This is a genomic window from Flavilitoribacter nigricans DSM 23189 = NBRC 102662 (assembly GCF_002646595.1).
Classification (GTDB): domain Bacteria; phylum Bacteroidota; class Bacteroidia; order Chitinophagales; family Saprospiraceae; genus Flavilitoribacter; species Flavilitoribacter nigricans.
This window is the reverse complement of sequence record NZ_PDUD01000071.1, coordinates 1-26,323: the sequence shown is the minus strand read 5'-3', so window position 1 is coordinate 26,323 and position 26,323 is coordinate 1. Positions and strand designations below refer to the sequence as shown.

At 52.6% G+C, this 26,323-nt stretch carries 18 protein-coding genes; 12 read left to right on the top strand and 6 right to left on the bottom strand.

Going from position 1 to position 26,323, the window contains the following annotated elements; all coding sequences use genetic code 11:
• Nucleotides 1–13: 13 nt before the first annotated feature.
• Nucleotides 14–985, bottom strand: a complete 972-nt coding sequence (locus tag CRP01_RS39990; RefSeq protein WP_099155727.1) for a zinc-binding dehydrogenase — start codon at nt 983–985, stop codon at nt 14–16.
• Between the two features lie 670 nt (nt 986–1,655).
• Here CRP01_RS39990 and CRP01_RS39985 point away from each other — a divergent pair.
• The 4 genes from CRP01_RS39985 (at nt 1,656) to CRP01_RS39970 (ending at nt 6,729) form a co-directional block, all read left to right on the top strand.
• Nucleotides 1,656–3,176, top strand: a complete 1,521-nt coding sequence (locus tag CRP01_RS39985) for an ArnT family glycosyltransferase (protein ID WP_099155726.1) — start codon at nt 1,656–1,658, stop codon at nt 3,174–3,176.
• Between the two features lie 8 nt (nt 3,177–3,184).
• Nucleotides 3,185–4,312 carry a glycosyltransferase family 4 protein gene (locus tag CRP01_RS39980; protein ID WP_099155725.1) on the top strand — a complete coding sequence of 376 codons (1,128 nt, stop codon included), beginning with the start codon at nt 3,185–3,187 and terminating at the stop codon, nt 4,310–4,312.
• A 144-nt stretch (nt 4,313–4,456) separates the two neighbouring features.
• A complete protein-coding gene (locus tag CRP01_RS39975) occupies nt 4,457–5,944 on the top strand; it encodes an iron chelate uptake ABC transporter family permease subunit (protein ID WP_099155724.1) in 1,488 nt (495 codons plus the stop codon).
• Nucleotides 5,945–6,504: 560 nt separating this feature from the next.
• Nucleotides 6,505–6,729: a hypothetical protein gene (locus CRP01_RS39970; RefSeq protein WP_099155723.1), complete on the top strand. Its 225-nt coding sequence runs from the start codon at nt 6,505–6,507 to the stop codon at nt 6,727–6,729.
• An 86-nt stretch (nt 6,730–6,815) separates the two neighbouring features.
• Here CRP01_RS39970 and rbfA read toward each other — a convergent pair whose 3' ends face one another.
• The gene (gene rbfA, locus CRP01_RS39965; RefSeq protein WP_099155722.1) at nt 6,816–7,190 is read right to left on the bottom strand and encodes a 30S ribosome-binding factor RbfA; all 375 of its coding nucleotides are present in this window, start codon (nt 7,188–7,190) and stop codon (nt 6,816–6,818) included.
• 240 nt (nt 7,191–7,430) lie between these two features.
• On the opposite strand from rbfA, the gene recG reads away from it, so the two are divergent.
• Nucleotides 7,431–9,638 (top strand): ATP-dependent DNA helicase RecG, encoded by a 2,208-nt coding sequence (recG, locus tag CRP01_RS39960; RefSeq protein WP_317048829.1) that lies wholly within the window; start codon nt 7,431–7,433, stop codon nt 9,636–9,638.
• 299 nt (nt 9,639–9,937) lie between these two features.
• On the opposite strand, the gene CRP01_RS39955 is transcribed toward recG, so the two are convergent.
• Together CRP01_RS39955 and CRP01_RS39945 are read right to left on the bottom strand one after the other, a co-directional pair.
• The gene (locus CRP01_RS39955; RefSeq protein WP_099155720.1) at nt 9,938–10,600 is read right to left on the bottom strand and encodes a head GIN domain-containing protein; all 663 of its coding nucleotides are present in this window, start codon (nt 10,598–10,600) and stop codon (nt 9,938–9,940) included.
• 309 nt (nt 10,601–10,909) lie between these two features.
• Complete coding sequence (locus tag CRP01_RS39945) at nt 10,910–11,563, bottom strand: 4'-phosphopantetheinyl transferase family protein (protein WP_099155718.1); 654 nt, start codon at nt 11,561–11,563, stop codon at nt 10,910–10,912.
• Nucleotides 11,564–11,719: 156 nt separating this feature from the next.
• Between CRP01_RS39945 and CRP01_RS39940 the strand changes: the two genes are divergently transcribed.
• From CRP01_RS39940 to CRP01_RS39915, 6 genes are all read left to right on the top strand, one after another.
• A complete protein-coding gene (locus CRP01_RS39940) occupies nt 11,720–12,112 on the top strand; it encodes a hypothetical protein (protein ID WP_099155717.1) in 393 nt (130 codons plus the stop codon).
• A 2-nt stretch (nt 12,113–12,114) separates the two neighbouring features.
• Nucleotides 12,115–13,041 (top strand): WD40 repeat domain-containing protein, encoded by a 927-nt coding sequence (locus CRP01_RS39935; protein ID WP_099155716.1) that lies wholly within the window; start codon nt 12,115–12,117, stop codon nt 13,039–13,041.
• A gap of 168 nt (nt 13,042–13,209) precedes the next feature.
• Nucleotides 13,210–13,701 (top strand): RNA polymerase sigma factor, encoded by a 492-nt coding sequence (locus CRP01_RS39930; RefSeq protein ID WP_099155715.1) that lies wholly within the window; start codon nt 13,210–13,212, stop codon nt 13,699–13,701.
• Nucleotides 13,702–13,707: 6 nt separating this feature from the next.
• Complete coding sequence (locus CRP01_RS39925; protein ID WP_099155714.1) at nt 13,708–14,310, top strand: hypothetical protein; 603 nt, start codon at nt 13,708–13,710, stop codon at nt 14,308–14,310.
• A gap of 42 nt (nt 14,311–14,352) precedes the next feature.
• The gene (locus tag CRP01_RS39920; RefSeq protein WP_099155713.1) at nt 14,353–14,847 is read left to right on the top strand and encodes a hypothetical protein; all 495 of its coding nucleotides are present in this window, start codon (nt 14,353–14,355) and stop codon (nt 14,845–14,847) included.
• A 33-nt stretch (nt 14,848–14,880) separates the two neighbouring features.
• Nucleotides 14,881–15,210, top strand: coding sequence for a hypothetical protein (locus CRP01_RS39915; RefSeq protein ID WP_099155712.1), 330 nt, complete (start codon nt 14,881–14,883; stop codon nt 15,208–15,210).
• Here the strand turns inward: CRP01_RS39915 and CRP01_RS39910 are convergent.
• Nucleotides 15,207–22,904 carry a gliding motility-associated C-terminal domain-containing protein gene (locus CRP01_RS39910; RefSeq protein ID WP_099155711.1) on the bottom strand — a complete coding sequence of 2,566 codons (7,698 nt, stop codon included), beginning with the start codon at nt 22,902–22,904 and terminating at the stop codon, nt 15,207–15,209. The two genes, CRP01_RS39915 and CRP01_RS39910, sit on opposite strands and share 4 nt — an antisense overlap.
• Before the next feature lie 257 nt (nt 22,905–23,161).
• Nucleotides 23,162–24,859: a hypothetical protein gene (locus CRP01_RS39905; RefSeq protein WP_143473747.1), complete on the bottom strand. Its 1,698-nt coding sequence runs from the start codon at nt 24,857–24,859 to the stop codon at nt 23,162–23,164.
• A gap of 130 nt (nt 24,860–24,989) precedes the next feature.
• Between CRP01_RS39905 and CRP01_RS39900 the strand changes: the two genes are divergently transcribed.
• A complete protein-coding gene (locus CRP01_RS39900) occupies nt 24,990–25,463 on the top strand; it encodes a nuclear transport factor 2 family protein (protein WP_099155709.1) in 474 nt (157 codons plus the stop codon).
• The last annotated feature ends 860 nt before the right edge of the window (nt 25,464–26,323 follow it).

The following is a 26,323-nucleotide window of genomic DNA, read 5'->3' as shown; positions in this document are numbered from 1 at the left end:
CCATGTTTATTGATCAATTAGGTATTTGCAGCACGATCTTCCCGAACTGAGGACTGGTCTTCATCAGCGCCAGGGCATCATTGCCGGCCTCCAGGTCCATCACCCGATCCACTACCGGCACGATCCGGTGTTCATTGACCAGGTCCAGCATGTCGGCAAAATCCTGATCCGACCCCATGGTACTACCGTGTATCGAAAGCTGCTTAAAGAAGACGTTGGGAACATTGATCCCTTCCCAGTTGCCGCGCGTACCGCCGTACACCCCTACTCTACCGCCTTTGCGACACATCCGTAGTAAAAGATTAAAGCCATCCCCTCCGGCGCTGTCGATCACGATATCAAAACCGCCCACTTTTTTGGAGAATGCCTTCATCGCATCCGTATCGGTATAATTTACGCCACCTGTCGCACCCATTTCCTGGGCTTTTTCGAGTTTGTCTTCCGAACTGGAGGTCACGTACACTTCCGCACCGATGGCTAGGGCAAACTGAAAAGCGAACAAGGCCACGCCTCCGCCGATTCCGGAGATCAATACCTTTTCGCCGGGCTGTACCTGACAGCGGGAAAATAAGGTCCGGTAGGCCGTTACTCCGGCCAGCGGTAAGGCCGCGGCCTGTTCTACCGTCAGGTGGGCCGGTTTGGGGTGGATAGCGGATTTACGTACCGCCACCTGCTGGGCAAAAGTGCCGTATTCTTCCAATCCGAGAATAATGTAATCATCGTCCGGATAACGCTCGTTCTGCCCCCAACGGATCGTGGGGTTGATCACCACTTCCTTTCCCTCGTAAATTCCGCAACCGTCAGAACCCAACACGGTCGGGAATCGCAGTCCCGGATAAAGTCCCTTAGTGATCCAGTAATCACGGCGGTTCAGCGCAGCGGCCTGCAGATCCACCACTCCGAATTCCGACGCATCGTATTCGGGGAGATCAATATCTTCGTAATCCAGTGGTTGTTTAATGCCTTTGCAAACGAGTGCCTTCATGATGTGGTTAGGTTTTAGCGTTAATAATCTATGCCTTGGAAGATCCGAACTTTGCGATCGGCCGAAAAGTACCGGATAAGCGCGGGAGATGTAGAGGCCAGAGAAGCGTTAATGCATCTGGATTTACCGGCTTTTTCAGGATAAACAACTATCTTCGCTGCATGCGCTATCCTTCACCAAGCCGGCATGATAGCCCCTTAAATTTGAGATATTAACGCAAGTTTAGCCCATTAAGTTGAAAATAAATTATTCCGGTAACCAACAATGCCCGCTTATTAGGAGTTTCTAGTTGTGTTTCCTCCCGCACCCGTTCGATTCAGGTAACCATAAAGGCCGTTGGCACGTAACAGGAAGCAGGTAGCTTTCACAAAGACTATTTTTCCGCCACCCTGTTTTCGCCCGCCGGCACGGAACTTGTATTTTTTTAAGGTTTTGTCCGGGAATGATGGATCGGCGGCACACACTCTTTTATACCCAGCTATTTACCGGCATTCGACTTCTCCACCCTTAAACTAAATAAGGAGAGAAGCAGGCACCGGAAGCAAACGGCCTCATATCACCCCAAAGCAGACGTACCAAACTATCACGCGCGTTAACTAGCCCGAAATTAGATCCCGGTTTGAAAAAACCCATTACCTTTAAGCAATTCACCTAGTCGTAACCCTGAAAAATGGCATCAAGTATTTCTGAGATTAAGGTTGCTCCCTCAAACCCGAACCACTGGACGGATAAGATCAACTGGCTGTACCCCACTCTGGTACTGGCCATTTTCCTGTGTTTTTATAAGTTGGGAGACACGCCTATCGAACAATGGGACGAGGCCCACACGGGGATCAATGCCATTGAAATGCTCCAGACCGGAGATTATATCAATTTGTATTTCGGGGGAGAACCCGACCGGATCCGGGCCAAACCGCCCTTTGTGATCTGGATGGTCGCAACCAATTTTTCCCTTTTCGGCTACAATGCCTTCAGCCTGCGGCTGCACTCGGCTATCGCCGGGGTCTTTATTTTCTTCTTTGTGTTCAGGATCGTCAATCTGTACCGGCCGCCCCTATTTGCTTTTGGGGTCTGCCTGATGTTGCTCAGCGTGCGGGCCATCATTGGTTTTCACGTATCCCGCACCGGTGATTTTGACGCGGTACTGATCGCTTTTCTGCTGGCCGGGCTGTACTACTTTTTACGATATCTGGACTTCATGCGCTACCACGATATCTACAAAGCGGCCATTCTCTGGGGGTTTGCTTTCCTCACCAAAGGGCCGGCATTTGGGGTACTTTTCCCCGGCTTGCTGCTGTATCTGCTGGTCGATGGCCGGCTGATGCACGTACTACGGCTGCGCGAGGTTTACAAAGCGGTGGGGATCCTCCTGATATTCCCAATCGCCTGGTATCTCACCATTTACTTTTTCGGTCACCAACTGGATGATCCACTGGTGAGCGGCCGCAATGCCTTCGAGCGCATGTTCCTCTACGATATCGTCGATCGCTTTACGCAAAACGAATTTGAGGGTAAGCACGAAACGGCCGATCCTTTGTTTCTCTACCATGTGCTCCGGGAGAATTTCCGTTACTGGGATCTGGTATTCTACGCCGTTCTGCTGGGCGGGATCGTGCGCAAGTTTATCACCGGTCTGCCCAACTGGGAGCCGCTCCGCTACCGCTTTACCATTCTGTCGATCTGTATCTGGTTGCCGCTGGCGATCTTCCTGTCTATGGGTACCGCTTCCAAGTACTGGTATTTTTCACCCGCCGTACCTTTTGTAGCCGCCACGGCCATGAGTGGCATCTGGTGGCTTTATAAGCAGTTTCCCCGGGTGGTTTTGGGTGGATTTTTACTATTTTGGGTATTTTGTATGTATTACCGCTATCTTGGGCCCAAACCGCAACCTACGGAAGGTTCCATGCCGGATGAGATCTACACGCAGGTCGTTCACCGGCAAACCGAAAATCTGGCCGAAGAGGAAACGATCTACCAGATCGGAGAATGGCCGGCACAGCGGGTATTGCTGGATCTATATTTTGCCAATCCCAATGTGGTTTACGCTTCCACTGAAGAGGCCCTGGCTGATCCGGAAAGCAATATTTCGGTCTTTATTCGCCGGGAAGAATGGGAAAAACAACCGGAACGTTTCGTAGATTTCGCGGTGGTAGACCAGGATGAGTTTTTCCTTATTCTCGAAAAAAATTAGCAAACTGCATGTTCCGGATTGGTTTCGACGCCAAACGATTATTCAACAACTTTACCGGCCTCGGCAATTACAGCCGCACCCTGGTCGCCAATCTGGCCACTTATTATCCGGAACACGCTTATTTTTTATTCACGCCCAAGCTGAAACCGCAGGAGGAAACCCATTTCTTTCAGAATGATCCACTGTTCAGTGTACAGACCGCCAAGGGCAAATTCGCTCCGCTCTGGCGGATGAGCGGGATCATCAAAGACCTGAAAAAACAGGAGATCCAGCTCTACCACGGTCTCAGCCACGAACTTCCGCTCAAGATCCAGCAGACGAAGATCAAAACGGTTGTGACCATCCACGACCTGCTTTTTAAGCGCTTTCCCAACCAGTATGCCGCCATCGACCGCAATATCTACAACGGGAAATTTCGCTACGCCTGCCATTACGCCGACCGGATCGTAGCCATCAGTGAAGCGACCAAGCGGGATATCATCCAGTACTACTCCATCGCGCCGGAAAAGATCCAGGTCATTTATCAGTCCTGCCACGAGAGGTTTATGCAGACCAAGTCGCATTCCACCATCCAACGGGTGCTGGATCGCTACCAGTTGCCTGCCGAATACCTGCTGTACGTCGGGTCCATCATCGAACGCAAAAACCTTTTGGGCATCATCAAAGCGATGGAACTGCTCCGGCCCTCCTTCCAGTTACCGCTCGTGGTAGTCGGCGGTGGAAAGGGAGCCTATCGCAATAAAGTGAAAAACTACATTGCCGCCCGCCATCTGCAGGATCGCATCCACTTTATCCAACCGGAATCCAGTGATCTGCCGGCGCTTTACCAGCAGGCCTCCATTTTCCTGTATCCTTCCTACGGGGAAGGATTTGGCATCCCTATTCTGGAATCCCTTTTCAGTAAGACGCCCGTGATCACATCCAAAGTTTCCAGTCTTCCGGAAGCCGCCGGTCCTGACGCCTATCTGGTAGACCCCGGCAATATCGAAGCGATCCGGGATGGGATTGAAGGCATTTTGAGTGATGACCAGTTCCGGGAACAGATGATCGAGAAGGGATACATCTACGCCCAACAGTTTCGGGGTGAGCCACTTACCCACCAGATGATGGGACTTTACCAAGAACTTTTAGACTAATCTAAAATTATAATTTGATAATTTTAAAAAAGCTTGTAATTTTGGTATACCGAACGGTAGCCGCAAGCCGAAGGTCGGTCAAAGCCGGAAAGCCCGGTAGCACCTTATAAAGCGGCACCAAAACCGCTAAGAAAATTACAGCATATGGAATTCCTGGAAATACTTCAGCAAGAATGGGCCATCCGGGCACTGATCGCTTCCAGTCTGGTGGGACTGATGTGTGGCGTACTGGGTTGTTTTATTGTACTCCGCAATATGTCGCTGGTGGGTGATGCCCTGGCCCACGCTATCCTGCCGGGGGTAGTGATCGCTTTTGTAGTGGTCGGCTACAGCGAGCTCGGCTTTTTCACCGGAGCGGTGCTGGCCGGCTTACTCACCGCAGTGGGCATCACCTGGATACAACATAATGTGAAAACCAAGAACGATGCTGCGATCGGTATTGTGTTCACCGCCATGTTTTCCCTCGGCGTCATGGGGATCTCCTATATCAGTAAAAACGAAGGGGTGCACCTGGACCTGAAAGATTTCCTGTTCGGTAACGTACTCGGGGTCTCGGATTCGGACCTCTATCTCACCGCCGGAGTAACCTTCTATGTGCTGCTCAGCGTCGTGGTGTTTTACCGCTATCTATTCGTATCCACCTTCCAGGCCGTTATTGCGCAGACCATGGGCATCTCCGTAAAGATGGTCCACTATTTCTTGATGCTGCTACTTTCTTTTGCGGTGGTGGCTTCCCTGCAGACAGTGGGCGTCATCCTGGTGGTGGCCATGCTCATTACCCCGGCCTCTACGGCCCTGTTGCTGAGCAACCGCCTGCCGACCGTACTGGTACTGGCCGGTACCATCGGGCTACTCTCCGCGGTGATCGGTCTGTTGCTGGCTATTCAACTGGAAACCACTCCCGGCCCGGCCATGGCCGTTACCGCAACCCTGATCTATTTGCTGGCCGTTTTCTTTGCACCGCAGAAAGGACTGGTGTTCCGGTCCGCCCAGAAACGCAAACTCCGGGCGAGGATCCGCATGGAAGATATCATCAAGCGATCCTTTCACCTGCAAAATGCGGGCAACCTGAGCCTCGATCAGCTCAGTCAGCAACTGGAACTGGCGCCGCGAACCGTGTCCAAGGCCATCCAGCAACTGAGCAAACAACGCTTTTTCGAAACTGACAACGATAAGATCACCCTCACCGGCCGCGGCCAGGAACTCGCCCGACGCCTGGTGCGCGCCCACCGCCTCTGGGAAACTTATCTCGTAGATAAGATGGGCATGGACGCCGAACACATCCACGATGAAGCGGAACATTTCGAGCACCTGCTTACCGACGAAATGCTGGACGAAGTGGATGCCGAACTGGGATTCCCGGAACTGGATCCGCATGGCTCTCCCATTCCGGCGAAGATCGGGCTGCCTAAATTCCCCTTGTCGCGACTGCAACCCAGCCAGTCCGCCCGGATCGCCGCCAAACAAATGAACGAACACATCACCGCCCAACTCTGGAAGCTGGGCCTGCTGCCGGATACCGATATTTCCGTGATGAGTAATGAGGGCCAGGAGATCCAGGTCCGCAGCGGCGAGCGGGTGATTGAATTGTCGCGGGAGCTGGCGCGGCAGGTGAATGTTGTGGACGGTTGACGGTGGACGGTGGACGGTGGACGGTGGACGGTGGACGGTGGACGGTTAAGTTTTAAAATAATTCTGACACCCGAGGCCTGCACTTAGAGTTTTTTGCACTTTTTAATCTTTGACTTGTTGGTTACCGATAATCTCAATGAAATACGCTTCGAGCTATTGAGCCTTTCAAACCAAAAATCCACCAGTACCAGAAAGGCCGTAAATATGATCATTAGGCTATTGGAAGCCGAATACCAACATTAACACATCTCTACTTTAACACTTCAACACAATGATGAGATAACGACAAAGGGTATCGATTATCTCAATGAAACACGCTTGAGCCAATAAGGCTATTGAAACAAATATCCACCACCAACAGAAAGGTCGTCAATATGATCATTAGGCTATTGGTCGCCGAATATCAACATTAACACATTCCCACATCAACACCTCAACACGATGAAATAATGACAAAAGTCACCCCACCGCATGACCACCGTCAGCGGCGCGGGCGGATCAGCGCTCTATTTTTGTGGAGTACTTAACAATTACAATAATCACCACAAAATAGAACTGATATGAAACCATTTTCTCTTGGAATCGGCACTTTGATCCTCCGTTTTTACGCAATGATGGGCGTTATCGTCCTGGGTGGGTTCACCGGCCAGTACTGGCTGATGTTACTCGCATTACCAATCTTCCTGAGTGCAATGATGGGAGTAAAAATGGGAGGCAGCAAAAAAGAGAATGTCTCTAAAAAAAGAAATCTTCAACAAAAGCAAGCAGCTGCGAAAGCAGCATAAAGCCCCCGGAAATCCGGTGCCCGGTATCCGATATTGCCCATCGGCAAAGTTTCGGATACCGGGTTCCTGGTGCCGGGCACCGTTATTTACTCTTCCTCGCCCATCTGATTCTCATCGTACAGGCGATTAAAAAGCCGGTCTACCCGGTACATTTCATCCAAGGTATCATCAGCATAAAAGGAAATGTCCGGAATACGCCGGATATGCTTGCGGATCCGGTGGGCCAGTGATTGGCGCAGGCGGACAATTTCTTCTTCCATTTCCAGCAATACGGCCTGCTTGTTATCCGTATTGAAAACGCTCAGATATATTTTAGCCAGACTCAGATCAGGAGTGATCTTCACTCCGGTAACCGTTACCAGAGGTTCGGGGCCATAGATATAACTTCCTTCCTGCTGCAATACCAGGCTAAAGTTCCGTTTTACCAATTCAGCAGCCTGTTTCTGTCTTTTCGTTTCCATGGCTATACTTTATTTAAATTGAACAGTGGTCCGTAATCGGCTCTCAGTTTACAACAAATTGCCGACTAAGTCAACAACCCGATCCTGTGTTTTGGTTCATTCACAACCTACCAATGTTGCCGATCACGTTTTAAAAATGTATTGTCATACTTCTGCCCGGGGCAAAGGACGCAAAGATAAGGGAAATCTCCGTTATCTTTGTCCCCTAACCCGCTTTTCCAATAAAGCGTTTCCAAATCCATTATTTTAACAAAAAAAATTTATTTTTACGGAAACGTTGTACGCTACCGGTCGCCCGCCTTTCCGCGTAGGGATACCGCCCGCCAGACAGCGCTTACTGCTATGAATGTACTCGACAGTCCAATAGAATATCTCAAGGGGGTCGGTCCGGCCAAAGGTGACCTCCTGAAAAAAGAACTGGGCGTTTTCACCCAACGCGACCTCCTTTTACAATACCCTCACCGATACATTGATCGTACCCAATTCCACCGCATTGGAGAATTAAGCGAACACAGCGGAGAAGTTCAGATCCGCGGTATTCTGCGTCGCCTGACCGTAGCCGGGCAGGGCCGGAAAAAACGACTGGTAGGGACTTTCCGCGATCCGTCCGGCGCACTGGAGCTGGTCTGGTTCACCGGCGTGAACTGGATCGAAAAATCGCTGACCGTAGGCATGGAATACATTGTTTACGGCCGCGTCGGCGCCTTCGGTCACAAACTCAATATCGCCCATCCAGAGATTGAACCCGTCAAGACCGAAAACGTCAAAGCGGAGGCCAGTTTTGCCCCCGTTTATCCCAGTACCGAAAAGCTAAACACGAAAGGGCTGAACGCCAAAGTGCGGCGCCGGATGGCCAAACAACTGCTGGATAAGCTGGCGCCGACGGATGTACCCGAAAACCTGCCCGCTTATCTGATCCAGAAATTTCGTTTTCCCTCTCGCTTGCAGGCCTTGCGACAGATCCACTTCCCCAAAGACGCCGAAGAATTAAAAGCCGCCCGCAACCGGCTGAAATTTGAAGAACTCTTCTTTTTGCAGATCCGGCTGCTGCAGATCAAACGCCGCCGTAAGGACGTCGTAAAAGGATACGTCTTCGACCAGATCGGAGATTATTTCAATGGCTTCTATCAGGAGAAACTACCCTTTGAACTGACGGGTGCCCAGAAGCGGGTCGTCAAGGAGATCCGCCGCGACCTCGGATTGGGCGTGCAGATGAACCGGCTGCTGCAGGGGGATGTCGGCAGCGGTAAAACGATGGTGGGATTGCTCTGTATGCTGATCGCGCTGGACAACGGCTACCAGACCTGTCTCATGGCTCCCACCGAGATCCTCGCCCAACAACACTACGAAGGGATCAGTGAATACGTGGAGGGGATGGATATCCGCGTAGAGATCCTTACCGGTAGCGTGAAGGGAAAAGCCCGTAAAACCATACTGGCGGACCTGGCGGAAGGCCATATCCACATTCTCATCGGCACCCACGCCCTGCTCGAACCCAAAGTCGTTTTTAAGAATCTCGGCCTGGCGATCACCGATGAGCAACACCGCTTCGGGGTGGCCCAACGCGCCAAGCTCTGGGCCAAGAACAACCCACTGCCACCCCACATCCTGGTGATGACCGCCACGCCCATTCCCCGGACCCTGGCTATGACACTGTACGGGGACCTGGATGTATCCGTCATCGATGAATTACCCCCCGGCCGAAAAGAGGTGGAGACCACGCACCGCACCGAGCACCACCGCATGCGGGTGATCGGCTTTATGCGCGAACAGATCGCCAAAGGACGGCAGGTTTACGTCGTCTATCCCCTGATCGAAGAATCGGAAACCCTGGACCTGAAAAACCTGGACGAAGGCTACGAAGCGCTGCGTCGGGAATTTCCCCCACCGGAATACCAGATCAGCGTGGTGCACGGCCGGATGAAAGCGGCAGATAAAGATTATGAAATGCAGCGTTTCGTGAAGCGGGAAACCCAGATCATGGTGGCTACTACCGTGATCGAAGTGGGCGTGAATGTACCGAATGCCTCGGTAATGGTGATCGAAAATACGGAGCGCTTTGGTCTGTCGCAATTGCACCAGTTGCGGGGCCGGGTCGGCCGGGGTGCTGAGCAGTCCTACTGTATTCTGCTCTCCAGCTTTAAACTGAGCAATGAAGGACGGGAGCGCATCCAGACCATGGTGCGGACCAACAACGGTTTCGAGATCGCCGAAGCCGACCTGAAACTGCGTGGACCGGGAAATATCGAAGGTACCCAGCAGAGTGGTATCCTCAATTTCCGGATCGCAGACCTCGCCAAGGACGGTAAGATCCTAAAAGCCGCGCGCGAAATTGCCGCCCGTATCCTCGATGACGATCCGAAACTGGAGCGGCCGGAGCATCATCCCATCAAATGGTATCTGGAAAAACACGGAAAGAAACTAAAAGGGTGGAGCCGGATCAGTTGATGATTTGATGATGGGTAGGGTATTTGTTTAGCACAATAAGACACACGGAATTTACCGCAAAGGCGCAAAAACGCTAAGTTTTCATGATTTTGCCTCCAGCAAAATCATGAATCTTTGCGTTCTTGACTGTGAAGGCCGCTCCCGGTCGAGCCCTTTGGGGAAGGACTTTGAAAAATTTGCTGATGCAAATTTTATCAAAGAAGACAGCCCTAAATCTTTGCGGCTTGGCGCCTTTGCGGTAAAAATACGCTAAACGAATTCTGGTAGGGTCCCATCATCAAATCATCGATCCGATGGCATTACATGCGCCGCACTTTGCCCGAGCCGGCAATGCTGGTATTCAAACGCGGACTTCCTTTATATTTTACATCACCGCTACCGGCGATCGATACGCTCAACGCCTCCGTCACTTCAATGCTGCAATCGCCGTTACCGGCAATATCTACTTTGCAATCTTCGGTTTTCAGGTTTTCTACCTGCACGTTACCGCTACCGGCAATAGATACCGATACCTTCCGGGCCGAACCGGCAAACTTCACGTCTCCCGAACCGGCAATAGCAATATCCAGTCGGTCCAGACCATTGAAGGCATCCTTACCGATGATTGAACCGGAACCGGCGATGGACAGCCCCTCGATATCCGGAACGGTGATCTCGAAGATCAGCTTTTCGTAGTTTCTGGCCTTCTGATCGAATTCAATGGCCCATTCTCCGTCTTCTACTTCGGTTTTCAGGTTGTTGATAATGTTCGCTTGTCCCTTGACGGTTACTTTTTGGGTGCTTCCCTTGGAGAGATGTACTTCGCCGACTACCGCCAGACCGATCTCATCGAAATTGTCCAGCTTGAGAGTTTTGGTGACGACCGCGCCTTCGCCCTGAATGTAGCGCCCGTTCTGAGCGGAAGAATAGTTCCAGAGAGCAACGATAGCGAGTAGTAACAGCCAGGTTTTTTTCATCTTCATGATAAAGTGTTTAAATTTTTAAATGAAGCTTACGGGAACAAAGACAGTGAAGAACCGATAACGTTGCTTTTGGAGGCTGGGGATCGACAAATAAGGGTGGGAATGGGATAGACGGTCGAAGGTTGACGGTGGACGGTTGACGGTGGACGGTTGACGGTTGACGGTTGACGGTTGACGGTTGACGGTTGAAAAAATAAAAATATTCGTCCCACACTCCAACCTTAACACATTTCCACCTTAATACTTTAACACAACTACCCGGGGTACGAACTTTTGAGGTGTATTTATCAGTCTCCGGGTACCCTACGGCTAATCGTTAAGACTTTCATGCTCAATCGCATACACCAGAACGAAAGAAGAGATCATCCGGTAATGTAGTTCGTAGGTCAGATGGTGATCATCTTTGATGACTTCCCCGGTGAAGGTGCCCTTATTCCAGTCGAGGGGAAAGGGGTGGATGAGAATATTATCGCTAAAGTGAAGTTGCCGGCGGCCATAGGCCTTGTAGAGCGCTTCCTTGGCGCCCCAGAAGAGATGGATATGTTCCAGGCGCTGGTATTCATCCAGGCATTCCAGTTCTTCGGGTCGCATGAAACGGTGGGCGATGCGTTCGATCTTACCCACCAGGCGCTGAATATCGATACCGACCGACTGGGGTGCTGCGATGGCCGCGGCCAGCTCACCCGAATGGCTGATGGAAATGTGCCAACGGGAGTGGGCCAGGTGGGGTTTGCCGTGTTCATCCTTAATAAATGCCCCGCGTTCGTCCCGGCCCGACATGTGGTGGACCAGATGCCTGACGCCCAGCCATTCCACCCGTTTGCGGCCTTTGATACCGGCCAGCTGGCGCAGTTCGGGCGGGTACAGGAACAGGCGATCGCGGAACCAGGCCTCCGTTTCGGTGATCTGCCAGATGCCGAGTTCCCCTTCGGGTTCAATATGTTGGTGCAATAAAATAGGCATACCGGAATGCTTATCGTCCCAAAAATAGAAAAGATTTCGGGAGAAGGGAGGATGCGGGGCTGCTAATGATCCCTCCGCCCGCCGGCGCGGCGATATCTATGGGCTTGCGAAGTGATTAACAAGGCTTATATTTGCCGAAACCTAATTTACTACCCAATGACATATTGTAGAAAAAAGCACTTTTCCCATATCCATTTCATCATCCTCGCCTTATGCCTGGGTAGTTTATGCCTGACCTCCTGTAGTCGCAAACTGGTCAATATCGAAGCCAGCAACCGCTGTAAGTGCATTAAACGGGTTTCCAATGAGATCGATCGCAAAGCCCGTCAGGCGGAGGCCGCCGGCAGACGTAGTTCCTGGAGTAACCCCAGCTACGTGCAGGGCGTCCTGAAAGCCGGGTCTGAAGACTGTGCTGCCCTGCGTCGAAAAAGTGAACACCGGGGCTTTGTGGCCCGTATGACCCGCGAAGAACGGACCGAATACGACCAGGAAGTGCTGGAGATCATGGAGCGCAAGTGCCCGAAAAGACTGTCAAAAGTACAGGAATAAGCATGAGCACTTCACTGAATCTTTCCCCGATAGCCCGCCTCGGTGGGCATAATGCCGCTATTTTTGCCCTTACGCCCGATGCCGATCAGCGCTACTTCCTGTCGGCTGCCGGCGACGGCTGGATCGTCCGGTGGGATCTCGACGATCCGGACCCCGGACGCCTGATCGCCAAAGTGGACACGCAGGTATTTTCCCTGTGCTGCCTGCCAGACCAGCAACGGGTAGTAGCCGGCAACATGAACGGTGGCGTACACTGGATCGATCTGCAGGAGCCGAAAAACACTCGCAATATTGCCCACCATGAGAAGGGGGTTTTTGCTATTGAAAAAGTAGAAGACGATCTTTTTACCGCCGGTGGCCAGGGCATGCTCACACGTTGGTCGGTGGCCCAAAGCCGGACCGAAGAAAGCATAAAACTCAGTAATCAGAGTTTGCGCAGCCTAGCCGTCCATCCGGGCAACAATCAGCTCGCCGTCGGATCTTCTGACAATTCCATCTATCTGCTCAAATTACCGGACCTGCAACTGATCCATACCATCCGCAACGCCCACGATAATTCGGTATTTAGCCTGCAGTACAGTCCGGACGGCCGCTATCTGCTCAGCGGTAGCCGGGATGCTCACCTGAAAGTCTGGGACATCTGGGACGGTTTTCAGGAAATAGTCGCTAAACCCGCCCATTGGTTCACCATCAATGCCATCGCTTTCCATCCCGCAGGGAAATGGCTGGCTACCGCCAGTCGGGACAAAACCATCAAGATCTGGGATGCCGGAAATTTCGAACTGCTCAAGGTCATCGAAACGGTTCGGGATAACGGTCACGTCAATTCAGTCAACAGCCTGCTCTGGACGCCCTACCGGAATTACCTGCTCTCCGCCAGCGATGATCGCACGATCGGCATCTGGCAGGTGGAAGCCCAAAATGATTGAGCCGCTTCCCTTCGCAATGAGCGATCCGCGCCCCTCCCCTGCCTCCATGGATTTCCAATCCTTTTTCCAGTCAACCAACTGCCTTTTCGGGTCATTTGCCGAAAAAATTTAAAAAAAGTGTGATTTTCTGCCGTCCATTGCGACTAACGCTATAAAACAGTTTCCTGAATGACGCTGGAAGACCAGTTTTCTCAAATGGTTAAGGAAAATGAAGCCATCATTTTCAAGGTCTCCACGGTGTACACCCGTACACTGGAGGATCAGCAGGACCTTTACCAGGAGATTGTCATTCAGCTCTGGCGGGCCTTCGGCACCTTCCGGCAACAGGCCCGGATCAGCACCTGGATCTATCGCATTGCCCTGAATACGGCCATCACCCGGTTGCGCCGGGAAAAACGCCAAACCCAGCACGTACCGATCGATCAGGTCGTACTACGATACGCCGAAGGTACCGATCCCGTTTTTGAAGAACAGGTAAAAATGCTGTACCGCTACATTGAAACACTGAATGATCTGGATAAGGGGATCATTCTGTTGTATCTGGAAGAAAAAAGTCACGAAGAGATTGCCGGAATTATCGGCATTTCCAAAAGTAATGTCGGCACCCGGATCTCGCGGATCCGGCAAAAAATGAAGGCTCAGTTAACCCAAGATCAATAAGCGAGCATGGAATTAGAACAAATGAAGGCGGTATGGTCCGAAATGAGTGCCCGGCTCGACCGGCAGCAGGAAGTGACGGACCGCATGATCCTGAAAATGGCCCACGAACGTTCGAGTTCCCGGCTGGGGCGGATCATCCTTATGGAAGGCATTGGGATGGTATTTACGATTGCCGTACTCGGTCTGCTGCTCGTTCGCTTTCACGAACTGGACAACTGGCTGACCATCACCGGCGGAGTTGTTACCGCCCTTATCCTGCTGCTGAGCATTGTGATGGGCGGACGCATTATCCGCCACGCCCGCCGGATCGACCTGGCCAAGAACAGCTACCAGCAGACACTCGAAGACTTCGGCGCGCTGAAATCTTTGCTCGGCCTGTACAAAAAACTCAGCATCCGGATCAATCTGATCATGCCGTTTTTTCTACTGCCGGTGGTTTTTCAACTGTTCCTGGGAAAAGATCTGCTGCAGGATTTCGCCGCCTACGGTTGGGCTTTGCTCACCTGCGGACTCGTTACTCCACCGCTACTCTATCTGATCATCCGGTATTACCGCCGCAATATGCGTCAGGTGAGCAAAGCTATCGGAGAGATTAAAGACAATAAATAATGATTTACCGGTGACAGCCGGAGCAACCAAAATCAAATAATCATGCAAAGTACACTGCAATGGAAAAAGGGATTGTTTAAATGTACCTATGAGCTTTCCGCTGCCGGATTCCCGGTGGGTCACCTGAAGGACAGTGAGCTTTCCCGGAAGGCCTACGGCCGGTTGAACAATAAGGAAGTTACTTTTCAGCGTTGCGAAGGACTGCACACCCGTATCAATATGCTGGAAACCCAAAGCAATCGCCCCATCGGCACCATTACCTTTAACCCCTGGTATCCCAAGGCTACCATCCACCTCGAAGACCAGCAATTCTACTGGACCTTTTCCAATATCTGGGAAACGCGGTGGAAGATCACCGATCAGGACGGAGCAATTGTCCATTTTCGGGGCTGGTCCGGCCGGGGGGAAATGACGATCCTGGAGCAGGATGATCTGCTGGTGCTGACCGGCTTGTATATTTCCAGTTACTACTGGCGGCTGGCGGCCATCATGATCGCCATCATTTTTCCGGTGATCTTTTTTCCTTTGCTATCCTAAGCCGTGAATAAGCATGGCTAATGCCAATTTCCAATGATTTTTTTCGGTGAAAAGGTCAAGGCGGAGAACAAGGTCGCGGTGCTCATCCTGCTCGGGTTGAGCATCAGCTGGCGCTATTGGCTCGGCCCATTGGATTTTATCGCTAAGGATCAATACATCAGTCCAACCATAGGTTTCTTTTTAGGAATGATCCTCATCGGAGAATTAACCAGGAAAGTTTTTCGGCTCATTATCAAGAGAAGGATCAGGAGAGACTACGCAGGGGTGCCTTTGCCGGTTCAACCCAAAGACCAGGAAGATCAGGTCGCGCTGCTATTCGGGATCGGCTGGGCTATTTTTTTCAACCTGCAGGTATATCTCTAACGCAACAGCGCCACGTCTCCCTGGGCGATTTCCATCGTTCCGTCGTTATATTCCAGTTCTACATAATAGACAAAGACACCGGAGTTCATAATACTGCCGTTGTGGCGTCCATCCCAACCGAGCGCCGGATCATTCGGTGGAATATCGTGCCGTTCGTAGACCAGATGCCCCCAGCGATCATAGATCCGGAAGGTGGGAATATTGACCACATCTGGCCCCGTCATTACCATGAAGCGATCGTTGCTTCCGTCGCCGTCCGGTGAAAAGGCATTAGGGATAAAATAGGACCTCGTTTTTTTCACGATCACCCGCACCCGGTCGGTTGCCGAGCAGCCATTCACATCCGTTACGGTAATCCCGTAGCTGGTCGTTACTTCCGGAGCTACTACTACCATCGATCCGTCGGCGATGGCCGGCTCCCAGCGGTAACTGACGATATCCCGGCTACTGGTCTGGGCGATCAGTTCTATACTGTCTCCACTGGTAATCGTAAGATCCGGCCCCAAATCCACATCGATGGGTGCCGCTTCCGGGATGACCAGTTCTTCCTGCCATTCACATCCGTTTACATCGCGCACCCGGACCGTATAGGTTCCGGTACGGAGTTGAGTGAAAGTTCCGGTATTGACTTCGGCGCCGTCGTTCAGTTGGAAAATAAAGGGTGCCGTTCCACCGATCACTTCATTGACCAGAATACTCCCGCCGGCAGCATTCGTACAGCCGGGCGAAGTCATTTGCAGATCCAGTCCTGCTATCGGAGCGGTGATCGCCTCTACCTGGATGGAGTCCAAGGCTGTACACCCATTTTGCACATCCTGAATTTCGAGGATATAGGTACCGGCCCCACCCGCAGTAGCCCGCGATTGATGGTCTCCGCTCAGCAGGATCCCCCCGGCGGTAGTCCATTGGTAGGTGAGGGAAGCACTGCCGGAAGAGGCCGATCCGTCCAGCGTAACGGAGGTAATGGTACAATCCAGCAGATCGGTCGGCGAGATCACTACCGTCGGCGCGGTCGTATCTTGGCGCACGCTTATCGGCTGGCTCAGGTTGGTACAGCCACTTTGCAAGTTATCGATCTGTAAGGTAAAATTACCAGGTTCGCTGACGGCAAGGCTGAGTCCGCTTGCGGGCAGCACATTGCCCTGATCATCCATCCAGGTAGCGGTATAATTACTGCCGAATTCCGAAGCCGAAGCATCGATTATCACTTCATCGCGGGAGCAGGTCAGCACCTGCGGTGCATCGATCCGGATCACCGGTGCCCCGAAAGCCGCGCTGAGCGTAAACTGCAGGCTATCCCGGCAACTACTACCGGGATCCGACACGATCAGCCGGTAGGTACCAATGGCATCGGTTTGGATCGTCGGCTGGTCCGTAGGTCCGATCAGATTACCGGACGAAACGATCGTCCACAGATAATCGAGCGGTCCGCCGCCAGCCGCAACGGAACCGGAAGCATCCAGCAATAGGGTATCGACATTACAACTAAACTGCAAGGAGCCCAGATCGGCGATGGATGCTACCGGTGCGGACTGCTCATCGCGGACCACCACGGCATCTGTGGCAGTACAACCGTTCTGCGCATTGCTTACGGTCAGCAAATAAGTACCCGGCCGGTTGATCCGCGGCGTAGCTGTATTGGCGTTAGCCTGAATATTACCGTCCGCCGTGGTCCAGGCGTAGGTCAGTGCATTACCGGAATTGGAACTGCCGCCACCCTGCAGTTGCAGACTGGTGACCAGGCAGGTGAGTGCCGTATCCGCACCGGCTTCTGCCGCAGGGGCATTGAGGTCCGGCGCGATCACTACGGAATCCATTGCCGTACAGCCGCTTTGGCGGTCGGTAACGGTCAGCAGCAGGGTATCCGCAGCGTAGATGATCGGATTGAGGGTATTGGCGTTCCCGATCGGAAGCTTACCCAGGGAGGTCCACGCTATATCCAGGTCAATCAGATCCTGTCCGGTCTCGGCACTTACCAGCAGACTATCGTCCGTACAGCGGAAGCGAAGATCCGGACCAGCATCGATTAGCGGTAAGTCTCGCTCGTCCGCTACATTAACCGTAAAAGTCGATTCACAACCGGTATTGTCATTGATGGCCGTGAACCGGTACGCTCCGGTAGTGCCGACCGGCAAACGCAAGCTATCACGGCAGGAAGAAGCTACCTCCTGGCCGTTCGTATCCAGAGCACACCAACGGTAAGCATAATTTTCGGGTTCCGCCAATCCGGCGATCAGGGTAACACTATCCACACTACAGCTGAGCGCCGTATCGGGAAATGGCGTAAGTACCGCCAGATCGTCATCGGCAAATACCTGCACGGTATCGAGATCGCTACAACCGGTATTGCGGTTTCTAATTTCAAGATAATAGGTACCCGGACAGTTTACGATGGGATTGACCGCATTCATTCCCTGCAGACAGGCGGCAGCATCACTGCCCGACCAGGTAAACTGATACTCACTACCGCTGGAAGATCCGCCTCCGTTCAGGATCACAAAGGGATCATTGCAGCTGAGCATCTGATCCGGTCCGGCATTCGCCAGGGGACGCAGGGTATCGATCGTTACTAAGGCCGTATCTCGGGTAAAACATCCGGTATTGATATCGGTCACCAGGACCACGTAGGTACCGGGTTCGTTTACTTCCGCCGTTCGGGTAGCGGGATCACTAAACCCGGGAACATCCGGGCTCGACCACTCATAAGCATGACTCGGATCCGGCACGCCGGCGGAGTTGCCCAGGGTAACCGTCATACTATCACAGGTAATGATCCGGTCGGGTCCGGCACCGGCCGGCGGGAATGGATTATTCTCCACTACCGTTACGTCGACATCCGTCTGGAATCCTTCCAGATCGATCACCGTCAGCCGGTAGGTGCCCACGGCATCGACCGTTGGTTGCAGCGTATTCCCGTCGGCTACGATATTCCCGTCGGCGGTGGTCCATTGCAGGGCACAGCCCGTACAGGGACGACAAAAGGCAGCTTCCAGGCTTACTTCCATCCGGGCACAGCTAAGGGTATCGGGAGTCGCTATCGTTACGCAGGGAGCACATTGCTGATCTTCGGTGAGATTGACCGTAGCGGTGGCCGTGCATTCGCTTCTGCGGTCCGTTACAGTTACCGAATAGGCTCCCACCTCGCCCGCCAGCACCGTGGCGCTATCCGACGGCACCAGTATTTCCGGTCCACTCCAGTTGTAGGTATAAAAATCAGACAGCGGAGTCGGTAGAGCCGTCAAAGCAAAAGTATCCTGACCACAGGCCAGTACACTATCTCCGAAACTCAGACTGATGGGTAAATTAAATTCAACGATCCTCACACTGGCCGTACTACTACATAAGGAAACCGTATCGAGTACTTCGAGGACGAAGGTGCCCGGCACCTGGGTGGTCGCCGTTGCCGTTTCGGCGATCAGGGCGCCGTTGGAAACCCGGGTCCAGCGATAAACAATATTAGGGCCGGTAGTGGAGGCCGAACCATCCAGGGTTGCTACATTTTGCACGCAGTTCAGGGTGTCCGGCGGACCGACCGTCGCCACGGGCATATTGTCGTCCATGGCTACCGTTACCGTTTGAGTATCGCTCAGCATGACCTGTTCATTGGTCAGAATAAGCGTATAGGTGCCTCCGCAACTCACCTCCAGTTGGGGCGTTCCCTGCCCACCGACGATACATCCGGGATCCGGTCCGGTCCATTCGTAACGTAAAGCCTGTCCCCGGGAATTTCCGGCATCGAGAACCACGGTGGGTTCCTCACAGGTAAGGTCATCCGAAGGCAGAATGATGGCTTCGGGCTGGCAATTACCGATCACGACCATACTGTCCTGAGCGGTACAGCTACCATCCTGATTTTCTACGGACAGGTAATACACCCCAACTTCGGCTACATTGATGAGATTAGCCCCGGCGGAGACCACCGCCCCGTTGAGCGTCCATTCGTAAAAACCGGTGGAAGAAGCCGAGCCATCGAGCGTGGCCGTACCGGCAGCACAATCAATACTAGCCGTATCCGGCAGCACGGCGAAGGGAGCGGCCGGGTTCAGGGTGATCACCACCGAATCCATCGTGCTGCAACCCGTTACCATATTGGTCACCTCCAGTAGGTAAGTTCCCGGGCAATCGGCCCGCGCACCGATCGAATCGGTGCGACCGATCAGGCAGGGTCCGCTCCAGGTATAAACAATATCTGGTCCCTGGACCGAATTGGAGCCATCCAGATCCACCCGATCGCTGCTGCAATTGATCTCCTGATCCGGTCCGGCATTCGAACCGGGCAATTCATTATTTTCCACCACCACAACCTGGGAAGAATCCCGGCAGCCGGTGCGGTTATTCGTTACGATCAGCCGGAAGATACCGGCTCCGTCTACCGGGACGACAGGTGTATCCGTGGCTCCCGGCAGTTGTCCTTCGATCTCAATCCAGCTGTAGGAAAGATCCGGGCCCGTAGATGTATTCGGGCCGCCGATCATCCCTTCGGTGATCGCGCAGGTCAGGGTGAGATCATCGCCCGCGTCGGCCGAGGGCAGAACGGTTTCCATGGCCACCTCCACTGCCAGGGTGTCCGTGCAACCGTTGAGTGCGTTCGCTACCACTAGCTGATAAATGCCGGGAATATCCACCGAAACGGCAGGATCGGTAGTCGTTCCAGTGATCCCCGGACCGGTCCAACTGAACTGCAAGTCATTAGCCGGAGTGGAAGGAGAGCCATCCAGCAGTACGCTCGGTGCAGCGCAGGTAATGGTATCCACCGGAAGAACCGCGGCAATGGGCGCATTCTGATCCAGCACCACCTCCACACTATCGATCACCGAACAGTTATTGGAGAGGTCCGTTACTTCCAGATAATACATGCCGGCACAGGAAGCGACTACCCAGAGCGAATCCGGGTTACTTTCCAGGCAGGGTCCGGTCCAGGTGTAGCTTATATCAACCCCCTCGGAAGAACCTGTACCCCGCAGGGTATCCTGGCCCATTGCACAATCGACGGCAAAGCCATTCCCGGCTTCCGCCACCGGGCTGTTCAGATCCCGGAATACTTCCACACTGGCCATATCCGAACAACGGGAGATGGTATCCAGCACGGTGAGCGTATAGGTACCCGCGGCGTTCACCCTAACGGTGCGGCCGGTAGACAGATCAACGAACTGTCCGTCGGAGGTTGTCCATTGGTAAACGACATTCGGGCCCGAATTGGAAGTACCGGCATCCAGTACCACACTGCTCACCCCGCAACTGATAATGTCCGGCACGAGCGGTGCAGCCGTCTGCGTGTTGCGGATATCCGCCACTTCCACGCTGGCGAAAGACTCACATCCATTACGCGTATTGTTCAGAATGAGCGTGTAGGTACCCGCGGCATCCACCAGAGGTGTCAGCGTGCCGGCATCCGCTTGGATGTTGCCGCCATCGGTAACGTCCCAGGTGATGGTCACATCCGTATCCAGCGCGGGCGCTACGGCGTTCAGCCGGATGGTGGGCCGGTCACAGTTAATGGCCGGTGGCGCATCGATCGAAAATTGCGGTAGGAGCGTATCGACCGCTACACTGACCTCCGCGCTATCCGTGCAGGAACTCAGCGTATTGCGAATGATCAGGCGGTAAGTATCCGCAGCCGCTACCCGTAGACTGGGATCATTCCCCAGTACATCTCCCTGACTGTTCCGCCATTCGTATTCAAACATAGCCCCCTGCGAAGAACCATCACTGGTTAGTAAGAGGCTGCGATTCGTACAAGTTATGGTGGTATCCGGTGAGGTAAAAACCGCCGGCAACTCCTGCAGCGCGTCGATCATCACCGTCGAAGTATCCATACAATTGCTACTTGTGTTGGTTACGATGAGGGTATAATGCCCCGGCGCGTCGATGCGGGGAGCCGGAATATCCGGATCGTCCAGGAAGTTTCCGGTATCGGTAGTCCATTCGTAAATATATTCACTACCGATACTGGTGCCGCTGCCACCCAGCGTCAGGATCTCCTGCACGCAGGTAAGGGTCTGATCCGGTCCGGCATCCGCTACCGGGAAGGATTCATTGGCCACCACCCGCACGGTATCGCGGACTGTACAACGTTGCCCATTCACTTCCTCCGAAACCAGTAGGACATAGTCTCCGGGTTCATCGACCGTTAGCGTACCAGCCATTCCCAGGCTTGCTCCTGCAAGGTCCTGCCATTCAAAAATAACCGATCCTACAGGCGTGGACGCACCGGCATCCAGGGTGACGGTGGGCCGGGCGCAGGTGATAGTATCTACCGGAGCCAGTTCGATCAATGGATCGAGTACCCGCAAATTGACCATAACGATGCTATCGCAGATCCGCGAGGAAGGTAAGGTGACCTGAAAGTTATCGGTATCGTAATAGGCCTGGCCGTTGACCACCAGGGAATCTCCCCGACAAATGACGGTATCCAGGCTGACGATTATATCCTGTACCACTTCAAGGTCCAGTACCACTACACTATCGCAGCCAATGCCGGAAGGCAGGGTATCGCGATACATACCGGTGGTATTATAGACCGAATTGCCGATCTGCACGGTCTCCCCGGCACAGATCGTGCTATCCACCGCAACCGTTTGGGTAGGCACTACGGTCAGCACAATATTGACCAGACTATCGCAGCCGCTGGCCGTCTGTAAGATATACGGGAAAGTGCCCGCCTGATCGTAGGTGCTATCCTGATAGGTGAAGGTTTCTCCCTCACAGATCACTACCGGCAGGTCTACCGGAAGCGGCGGTTCATTGATCACGATCAGCTGGCAATCTCCCGTCAGGTCCCCGCAGAAAGAGGGGGACAGACTATTCAGATCACTGAACATTTCTTTCAGGGAATACTGGCCGTCCGGTTGGGGCAGCAGTAAAGAATCCGCCCGGAGATAGGAAAGTCCGCAAACCTGATAGGTGCCGGCCGGCATGTCCGTCAGGTCCACTTCCGTACTATCGTAAGCCAGCAGAATGCTGTCCCGGCTCACCAGATAGGTAAAACCATAAAGATCTGTATCCGGCGGGGGGAAACTATAGCGACTTTCCGGAACGAAGTTGAGGTCCGGATCTCCGATACACGCATCGAGATCCGGATCGTCCAGTCGTCCGGCATCGGCGAAGCAACAATCCTGTCCCAGTGGGTCACAAAAGATCAAGCGGATGGCGAGAATAGCTCCCCCATTAAAAGATTGGCTATTATCTACTCGTAGGGTCCAGGTACCCGAAACAGTACCGGTATTAAAATCTTCCAGATTGCCATTAAAGGGGTAATAAGAGCCACGATATTGGCCGCCTGCCTGGAAAGTAGCGCTATTGAGATTATTATTCCATCTGGAAGTGAAATTCGGATCGGGAACGGCGACTTCTGAGGAAGGAAGAAAAGTAATTCTCCAACTAGCTCCAAAAGTGGGAGGAACAGCCGTACTGATGGTAGTAGGCCCAGTAAGTTGTACGACTTGGCCATCAGGAGATTCCAGTGATAAACCAAGGTCCGTTACATATTGATGCACGAAACTGATCTCGATACCGCATAATCCCTGGTTCGGATCGGAAAGATCATCGTTGACCAGATCACCAGGAGCAATGTCGATGGAGATATTCTCCACCGCCCCCTGGGAGACGATCGTCGTATCGACGACTCCACAGATCTGGCTGTACCCCAACAGGGGCATCAGAAGAATATGCCATAGGATTATGATATGCCGCATTACCTGAACAATAAAGTAGTTTTGAACAGATCTGAACGGAAAAGATCACATTCAGATATGCCTTTTGCCCTTCGAACCGAGCTCAAAGTGTTCTGTGGGGTTAGATCCGTAGTAAGATATTGGTAGTTACTGTAGTATGTTGCTTATGCCTGAAAGAAACGCCAAATGAAGGGCCGTTGTTATGACGCCACAACAAAGTTACCGAATAATCCGCGAATATTTGTTAAGGAGCTGCGCTAAGCCGCGCCGCACCCGAATCATTCGGCACAATCCTCCATTAACTGCCAGAATACGGCGATCAGACTGCGCGCAGCCGCAACGTCTTTCACGCGGATCTGCAGGCTGTTGGTAAATTTTTCGACGGCCTCGTTCTTATAGGTTTTGATGTGATCTTCGCCCTCGCGGGTCGGAAGTTCGACCAGGACCTCTTTGCCGGAAACCTCGGGATTGAAGACTGCGCTGTCGAGGTTTCGGAGCAGTACCTCGTAGCGCATTTTCTCCTCGCCCCTACCCTTCGGGCTGACGGTCGTCAATACCAGGGAACAGTTGTCCCGGTCAATGGCGATCTCCTGGCGATAGGCGGGCTCCGACGGATCTTTAAACGCCTGCACTTCGGACTGTATCCAGGCGGCCGGATCGTCCTTTTCCATACCGCCCAGCATCTGGCGCTGTTGCTCATCGCAACCTTTGGCGATCTGTTTCAGCAGAAACGCCAGTGATTTGGCATTTTCGACCCCTTCGGCCCGGATATCCACCTGATCGGTATAATTGCGTTGCTCTCCGTCCCGGAAGTACTGGATCAGGTTTTCTCCGTTTTTGATCTCTCCCACCACATAGATGTCTTTCCCGGCTACTTTAATGGCAACTTCATCCGGTCCGAGGTCCCCCAGGTTCCATTCGTAAGTAGCCGTTTCGGTTTTGCCGTTGCTACCGGTCTCCTGCACCTGATAAGTGGTCAAACAACCGTTATCTAACTTTTGGTCGAATGTGGTACCCTCCTGAGTAAAGCTACGGACCTGCTCGCTGAAATCGCTCAGCCCGGCGGTCAGGTCATCCATCGGGATGAGGCTTTCGGTCCGCAGTTTTACCGCTTCCGGGATGGCCATCCGAAGTACGGCCGCCAGATCGCGGGCCGCGGCGATGCTCTCCATCGGAAAATTGATCTCATCGTCGAAATTGTCCGGCTGTTCGTCATCGAATACGGTCACGAAGTGCTGATCCCGTTCGGTTTTGGCGTTGACCGCAATGGAGCGGCCCCGCACCTCCAGCTGGATCCGGTTGGGATCCAGATCGGCCAGGTTAAAAGTGTATTGGAATTTGTCTACATTTCGGCTATCCCTTCTGCGCAGGTTGTAATCGTAGATGATCTTCTCCGATCCGCTGGGCTTGAAGGCGGCCATGTAGTAATTATCCTCCTGTTTAAAATCTTTGATATGGTCCTGCAGCCAGATGTCCATTTCTTCGAAACTCCCGAATTGCAGGCGTGTTTTATCCTGGGATCTGGCCAGAGCTATCGCGTTTTTCAGCAGTTCCTGCAGTTCCCGGGCCGCTTTGGAATCCGCAACCAGGATATTGACCTCATCTTCGTAATTTTGCGGCTCGCCATTTTCATAAACATCCACCATTTTTTGTTTACCTCCGATCCCGGCAGTAATGAATTTGAGGTCCCGCCGGGTTTCATCCCGCACCAGATTTTCGTCCAGATCGACCAGGCTGAACTGATAAGTGGCCGTCTCCGTTTTTCCTTTTTTCTTATCGGTTTCCTCCACCGTCAGTTTTACCTGATCCGGGGTGGCCGGATCGAAACTCCACGCCTGTGTATATGCAGACCTGGCGCCCTCCACCGGGCCGATCTTCGCAGCTATTTGTTGCTGCAGCGCAGACAGTTCACTGGATTGGGCCATGATCAACTGGCCCGTACATAACATCAATAGGGACAATACTATGCGGTACATATCTCGGTTTAAATGGTGATAATGGATTGAGTGTAGTCGATAGGAATCATTTGCGAATCCCAAAAGTAAGGTCTTAATTTAGGAATTGCCAAATTAAAGGCGGTTCCCGGCTTTTTTTATCTTTGATGGTATGAGTGAACATCCCAACCATCAACTGCTGGAAAAATTATACCAGTCCTTTCAAAATGGCGATGCCGCCGGCATGCGCGCCTGCTATCATCCCGAGGCCACTTTCGAAGATCCCGCCTTCGGAAAGCTAAAGGGAGATGAAGTCGGTCAGATGTGGACCATGCTGCTGGAAAGGTCCGCCGGCCAGCTGGATATCACTTATTCCCAGATCCAGGCGGATGATCACACCGGCAGCGCTTACTGGGAAGCCAAGTACCTCTTTTCCAAAACCAAACGTCCGGTCCACAATAAGATCAACAGCCGCTTCCGCTTCCAGGACGGCCTCATCATCGACCAAAAAGATACCTTCAGCATGTGGCGCTGGTCTTCCATGGCGCTCGGCGCTACCGGCAAATTGTTGGGTTTTACGGCTTTTCTGAAACGTAAGGTGCAGCGGCAGAGCCGCACTTTGCTGTGGAAGTATATGGGGCGTTGAGGTGGAAACGTGTTGATGTTTTGATGTGTGAAAGTGTGAATGTGGAAACGTGTTAAGGTGTTGATGTTTCGGGGTATTGAGGTGGAAATGGCAGACAATCTGCTGATTTTATCGCCAGTGTCCGGGTACTATCCCCCGCGGGCGGGGGAATTAGGGGGTGGAAGAAATTATATCATTTAGCATTCAGCCTGCTTCTAAGCTCAACTTTAGCATTTTCAATGATCGGATTCAGTGCCCTCGCAAAGCTATAATCTAATTTTAAAATGTACCATCGTAAACCAGATGCCTTAAAATCGCTATTTGAATTCGCCGTATCACTTGATGGAGGAATCCCATTTTATCTCCAGGGCTATGCCCTTATTGATATCAGCGACGTAGCTGCAAAAATATTTGTAGATCAGTAACGGGTTTTACGCCCTTTCTGAAACGTAAGGTGCAGCGGCAGAGCCGCACTTTGCTGTGGAAGTATATGGGACGGTGATGTGGACAGGTGTTAATGTTTTGATGTGTGAAAGTGTGAACGTGGAAACGTGTTAAGGTGTTGATGTTTCGGGGTATTGAGATGGAAATGGTAGACAATCTGCTGATTTTATCGCATGTGTCCGGGTACTATCCCCCGCCGGCGGGGGAATTAGGGGGTGGAAAAAATCACATACCATTTTATCGTTCGATTTTCTTTCTTCCAAGAAACTTCATCGATCCCCCCCCAAATTAGCCAAATCCGGAATATTTTCACTACCCAGGCCATCCCTGTAAATTCTAGGTGATTAACTTTCAATAAATTAGCTTAGGAAAAGGCAAATAAAATACCCCGAATCTAGGCACATTTGCCTATTTTCGGGGTAAACATTTTATTAGAT